The 6,149-nt window shown below is 46.7% G+C and carries 5 protein-coding genes; 1 reads left to right on the forward strand and 4 read right to left on the reverse strand.

The genetic code is table 11. The annotated features are described in order from the left end of the window. From FJZ26_03385 to FJZ26_03400, 4 genes are all read right to left on the reverse strand, one after another. Nucleotides 1-502, reverse strand: a 502-nt coding sequence (locus FJZ26_03385; protein MBM3229448.1) for a hypothetical protein, incomplete at its 3' end; no start/stop codon positions are given. 17 nt (nucleotides 503-519) lie between these two features. Beyond that, on the reverse strand, nucleotides 520-3,882 hold the full coding sequence (locus FJZ26_03390; protein MBM3229449.1) for a hypothetical protein: 3,363 nt from the start codon (nucleotides 3,880-3,882) through the stop codon (nucleotides 520-522). Nucleotides 3,883-4,064: 182 nt separating this feature from the next. Continuing rightward, nucleotides 4,065-4,454: a hypothetical protein gene (locus FJZ26_03395; GenBank protein MBM3229450.1), complete on the reverse strand. Its 390-nt coding sequence runs from the start codon at nucleotides 4,452-4,454 to the stop codon at nucleotides 4,065-4,067. An 85-nt stretch (nucleotides 4,455-4,539) separates the two neighbouring features. Further along, nucleotides 4,540-4,932, reverse strand: a complete 393-nt coding sequence (locus tag FJZ26_03400; protein ID MBM3229451.1) for a hypothetical protein — start codon at nucleotides 4,930-4,932, stop codon at nucleotides 4,540-4,542. Nucleotides 4,933-5,420: 488 nt separating this feature from the next. Here FJZ26_03400 and FJZ26_03405 point away from each other — a divergent pair, with 488 nt between their 5' ends. Further along, entirely contained in the window at nucleotides 5,421-5,960 is a 540-nt protein-coding gene (locus FJZ26_03405) for a CBS domain-containing protein (GenBank protein ID MBM3229452.1), read from the forward strand. Nucleotides 5,961-6,149: the final 189 nt, after the last annotated feature.

Here is a 6,149-nt window from a genome sequence, read left to right on the forward strand (position 1 = left end):
AAATGCCATCGCCATCAGAGTCATTGCAGGAGGTGTTTTGTGAATAGCCGGTGTTTGAAGGCGTTGCCCAGAAGTTGCCGCCAAGGCTAGGGCCGTACATTATGCTTGTCCCGGCAACTTCAGTCCGATTCCATGAGTTTGCCGAGTTGGTCGTGTTGTTGATGCCAAAGTTCACGGTGTTGTTGAACAGGTTGTTGTAAAACTGGTTGTTGGCGCTGGTGTTGTTGATGTAAACGCCAAAGCCCGAGTTGCCGTAGATGCTGCTGTTTGCGATAATGCTGTTGTTGGCAAACCACAGGTTTATCCCGTCCCTTGTATTTCCAGAGGAGGTTATGTTGTTGAGGATGAAGTTGTCGGCGCCTGCTATGAAAATGCCGTGGTTTGTGTTGGAATTGGCGGTGATGTTCACGAAAATATCATCGGTCCGGGCAGCGCTTATGGCAGACGCTAGCAGGAGGACCAGCAATGCGGCCAAATGCGCAATTTTGGTTGGTTTAAACATATACAGACCGCGCAAGACTAACCTTCTCCGCCACCGCCGCCCCCGGGTATTGTGTGCTCTACCCTAAGCCCATTGCGGTTGCCTGAAAGATTGGCATAGCGGACGGTCGTGTTGGTTGAAACTGAAGAGAAGATGCCGGAGCCTACATTGTTAGTCGCATTGACCCTGGTGAGCGTCGTCTTCAGGCTGTTATAGACGTAAAACCCAGTAAGGTTGTTTCCAGAGGCAATGTTGTCTGTCAGGTTGATTTTGTCAGAGGTGGAAACATAAAAGCCGTAATAGTTGTAGTTGCTTGCAGACTTGTTGATTGTGAGGTTGCCTGAGTTGTGAATGAAAAAACCGTTGTTGTTGAGGCTGCTTGAGCCGTTGATTGTGATGTTTGTTATGGTTGTTTTGTTGAAATAGGCAATGATAAGCTGGGAGAGGGTGAGGTTGCCAATTGTTGTTGTGGAGTTGTAGAAGCGGATTTGCCGCCCGCCAGAGCCAGTTATGTTGGTTGTTGTTGTCGATTGGTTCAAGTGAGAAAGCCATAAGTCATACAAGAGATTTTCTTGGAGAATCACCGATGAGAATACGTTGCCAGCATGGGTGACAGTAATTCCTGACTGGTTGTTGTTTGAGGCATTGACAGATACAAAGACATTAGTAGCATAAACATTAATGCCATCTTGACCATTAAAGCTTGCATTGACTCCGGTAAAGTAATTGCTGCTTGCACCTGAGAACCCCTTTTGTCCGTTGTAGCTTGCAGTCACGTTTGTGAAATTTACATTGTTTGCAAATTCAACGCCAGACAAGCCGTTACTTGAAAATGTGCTGTTCTCCACTTGTATGTTGTGCGTAGTTGTTCCAGACCCAGAATACAAATACAGCCCCCTGCCACTGTTGAGAGTGGAATTGATATTGTTAAACTTGCTATTTGTGATGCTTGCACCGAACCTAATGCCATCTGAGTTTGAAACTAACGTAAGATTTACGAATGTCATGTTATAAGCCGCAGAGACAAGTGTCCCTATTGCAGCAGATGGCGTGCCTGAAGTAAAATCAGTGAACCTGCAGTTGCGCACAGTAGCATTTGCAAGGTTTGTTGCTACAGTCTCATAAATCCCATACTGGGAAGTTCCGTTTCCCGAGACGCTGTTTCCAAGGCAGTCAAATGTCTTGCCGGACCAGTTTGTCGCGCCGCTTATGAATGATGATGATACAGTCCCGTTTTGGGTCAGGTAGACCATTGTGCACCTTGGGCTTGCAATAGCGTTTTTGCACTCGTTGGCAGTCAGGGTGCAATAGCAGTTGTATGAGGCCAGGGGAAGGCTGTCGGTGTTTGAGGAGTCAAAGGCATACGCGCTGTCACACAAGCCGTCCCTGTCCAAGTCCTTGCAAGTGCCGTCTGATTCCGAATACCCTGCCCCTGCCGGTTTTGCCCAGTAGTTTCCTCCAAGGTTCGGCCCGCCAAGCTTGTTTGTCAATGTGATTTCAGTTGTGTTCCAGGTGTTTCCGGTTGAGTTCTGGCCCGGGTTTGCCACAGTGTAGTTGACTGAAATCCTGATGTGGTTGATATTTGCAGTGACAGTGCCTGAAGCATTGCCCCTTATTGCAACCCCGAAGGATGCTGAATTAATGTCAGCAACGCCCCAAGTCGCGCCCCAGAGATTCGAGCCGCTGCCATAAGTCGAATACGCCTGCGCAACAGTCCAGTTTGACGTATTCCTAAGGTTGCTTCCAACAACAGTCCCGTTTCTTACAAGATAAACCCCCTGGTCTGTCATCATTACAGTTCCGGAAGTCCGATTTTTCTGGATTTCAACTGTTATTCCAAGTATGAGGGCATTTGATGGCACGGAAAACCCAAATCCGGTTGCATTGAGATACGAGGTGTTCTTGTTTGCCGCAGTAAGCGAGGCGGTTGCAAGGCTTGTGTCAGACGCAGCTGCGTTTCCAGGATTTGACCAGTTGACAATGCCAAATGGCGAGCCGTTCCTAAAAGTACTGCCGCTATTTGGGCCAGTATTCGTGGTGTTGTTTGAAAATGAGATGTTTGCAAAGAGCGGAAGGTTGGTGTTATTGTAGATGTTGTTGAAAAACCGGTTGTTGCTTGAGCCGGTAATATTAATTCCGGTTATATTGCTGCGCTGTATGGTGCTGTTTACAACTACATTGTTTGTTGTGTTATACAGGAATATGCCGCTTGAGGAGCCGTTGATTGTGACATTTACGATTGTAATGTTTTGCGAAAAGTTTGCAATGAGTATTCCGGCGTTTGTAAAGTTGTAGAACTGGCAATTCCGTATTGTTGAATTCTGGCTTCCAGAGGCATTGTTAAGCAGGATTCCATAAGTGCCTGTGCCGTTGGCAAAAATTGAGTAGCCCTGGCAGTCAAAGATAGCATTTGAAAAGTTTGTAGGCGAGTTGACGAATGCCGCGGTTGTCGTGTTGCCTGACCGAGTCAGATAAGTCAGGGTGCAAATCGGGTTGTTGAGCGAGTTGAGGCAGCTGTTTGCGCTGTTGTTGCAATAGCAGTAGTATTTGGAGAGTGGGAGGGAATCAGTGCCAGAGTCATTTATTGCAAGGCCGCTGTTGCAAAGGCCGTCCTTGTCCAAATCAGTGCAGGTATCAGAGTAGCCGGTACCGGAAGGCGTTCCCCAGTAGTTCCCGCCCAAAAAAGGCGTGCCGTAAATGTTTGGCCCAGTTGATTTGGTTGTGTTGAGGGTGAGAGTGGACGTCGGGAGGTTTGCATTATTTGTATTGTTGATTATGTTATTGACAAGCTTTACTGCTCCGGCTGCGATGGATGTATAAAGTCCCCAGCCCGATGAACCGGTGCCATTGATTGTGCTATTACTTATGTCAACGCCAGTGACAGTAAGGAATTCAATGCCGGTGGTTGTGCTTGCTGAAATCCTGGCATTGGTCACGTTTACTCCGCTTGTTGAAGAAAAGTACATCCCATTGACATTTGAAGTCAGATTGACATTCGTGACATTTGTTCTGGTTGAAGTTCCGTCAATGTATATGCCTATGCTAAAGCTTTTGATATTGCAATTGATTATGGTGTTGTTTATCTTGCCGCTTGTGTAAAATCCGTACCCGGTAGCCCCAGGCCCCGTGATTGTGTATCCCTGGCAGTTGAATGTCTTGTTAGTCCAATTTACTGGGTTGCTTATAAAATTCCCGGAAGCAACGGAAACGCTTTGGGTAAGCAAAACAGTTGTGCACCTTTGCGGGGAGCCGCCGCTTAAAAAGCAATTTAGCGCAGTTGTGCATGTTGAAGAGCTGGTGCAAGTGCAAGTGCAGTCTGTTTCGCCGGCAGCAAAGATTGAGGGGATAAAATAGACAAGAACTAAAGTAAGGAAAAGCAAGCAAAACCGATGCAACCTCATGGAAGAATTAAGCCTGGTTGCTTATATAAACCTTGCCTTAAACTAACGAGATAAAGAGCATATGGAACAGGAGACAGAAAGGGGACGGGAGGCAAAATAGAAAAGGAGAAAGGTTGCCAAACGCAAGTACCGGCAGGCATATTGTTTGAGCAGCACTTCGAAACGCAAAATCCAAAGGCTGCTTATTTTATCAAATCATCAAGGGTTATGTTGGCAAGGTTTGCCCTTTCCCTTGATGCAGAGTAGCTTGCCATGTTCTCCTCAAACAGGTTAAGGCGGATAAAACGCCAGCCTTCCCTATTCTTGCGCCATGCCACAAAAGTGGTTATTCCAGTATTCTCCTCCCAGATTTTCAGGCCTAGGTACTGTTCCTTTGAAACTGAAAGCGATGTGCCTTCCCTTGCCTTTGACTCAAATGCATATTGCCTGGGGCCCTTGAATGCAAGCAAATCAGGGGAAAGCGAGTTTGCGCCGCTTCCTGCGGCCCTAATTACCGAAAAGCCTGCCTGCGAAAACGCGTGGATTAGCTCACGCTCTGCCCTGCTTCCCTTTTTTGATGCGCCAAATGACATAAAGTATACCTAGGACATTGGTTTAGCAAGCCAGTATAAAAATGTCTAGGGTTTCGACTTGCCAGGTTCATGCAATGGCAGGGTTTCAGCCTTCTCTTTCAAGCAATCTTTGCTCATGCAAGTATGTCATGCCTTCACTTGTCAGCTCAAGCAGCGGTGCGTACTCTTCCAATACACGATTTGCCATGCACCCGTTTCCGTGTGAGTTTTGATTTTTTGTATGGCGATTGTTTTCTTTCATCTCCTCAAAACTACTTGGATTTGCATGTATGAATTCCTCGGGCATTTGAAAGCTTGGGAAAACTTGGTTTGCACGACTGGTCCCGTGGTTATCAGATCCATTTTTTCCAGCACGCTTCCCGTCAAGCCATTCCAAAAAGAGATTGACTTTGCCCATGGCTCCCTTTAAACTTAATCTAGTTGTGTTTGCTTTTCTAGTTCCTGTTTTTTCCGTAGTTGTCATCATTAATGTTTTCATTTATAACACCTCACCTAAGTTTTTTTAATCAACAGCAAATAACGCAGGCAACCGCAACAGTTGCGGAAATTCCATACCAAAAAACGATAGCGCTTGCGCTAAAAGATTTCTAAAAGCCCAAAGACGCTTGCCAAACCCTTTGGACTCATTTACTCCTTGACAATGATTGAAAAGGACACTGCGCTAACCAATGAGAATTCACTAAGTACGATGCTGTTTTTCGTTATGGCTAATCGCATGTTGTTGATTAACCCAGGAAAGCATTTAAACCGGTGTCACGATTGTTTTTTGTATAAGTTAGCTGGTTTTGACTGCGAATGTTTGCTTGTTTTAGGATTGTTTGTTCGCCTGGTTTGCGGCAGACCGATTTTAGAAGTGCCTATTATAGCCGTGTTTTGTGTTGTCGCAGGTGTCAAATATTGGACAATTGACGAATATGACTTGGACGCACAACCATGCTTTAAAAACTCTGACTTCCCAATAAGCGCATGAAAGATGACGTTAGGGTGGGAGATGTGATGACGGTAGGAGTCATCACGCTTCCGCAAGACAAGAATGCTGACGATGCGTCCAAGTTGCTTCGGAAAACCAAGGTGGGTTGCGTGATTGTGACCCGGAAGGGCAAGGCGGAAGGCATTGTCACAGAGCGCGACATGATCTACAAGGTTATGGCAGAGGGCAAAAGCCCCGCCAAAACAACGCTGCATGAGATAATGTCAACACCCCTTCGAGTCATTGAGGCATCCGCAAACCTTGCTGCCGCCGCAAAGGCGCTGAGGTCAAACAAGATAAAGAGGCTGCCTGTGATTGACAAGAAGCAGAGGCTGGTCGGCATAATCTCCGAAGGCGACCTGGTGAGGGTCTACCCGGCCCTGACCGAGATACTTGTGGAGCAGGCAAAGCTGCGCTTTTCAAAAAATGAAACGTTCACAGGAGTTTGCGGCAATTGTGGCATGCACTCCGAGGACCTGATGCGCATGGAAGGCCGCCTTGTTTGCGGCGAGTGCCGCGAGGAGCAAGAGATATAAATCAGGCATTGCCCAATTAATGTTGCTGTGCAAGGATGGCACTGCGAACCCGATAACGGTCATGAGCAGAAAGTCAACATTGCACAGTACACATAAACCCTTTGGTTTCATTGCGTTTCTAACGTCTTCTTTTGTGGAGAAAATAGATGAAAATTCGGATTCGGGCAATTCCTTCAAGCCGCAGGTTTT

It is taken from the genome of Candidatus Parvarchaeota archaeon, assembly GCA_016866895.1.
Taxonomy (GTDB): Archaea; Micrarchaeota; Micrarchaeia; order Anstonellales; family VGKX01; genus VGKX01.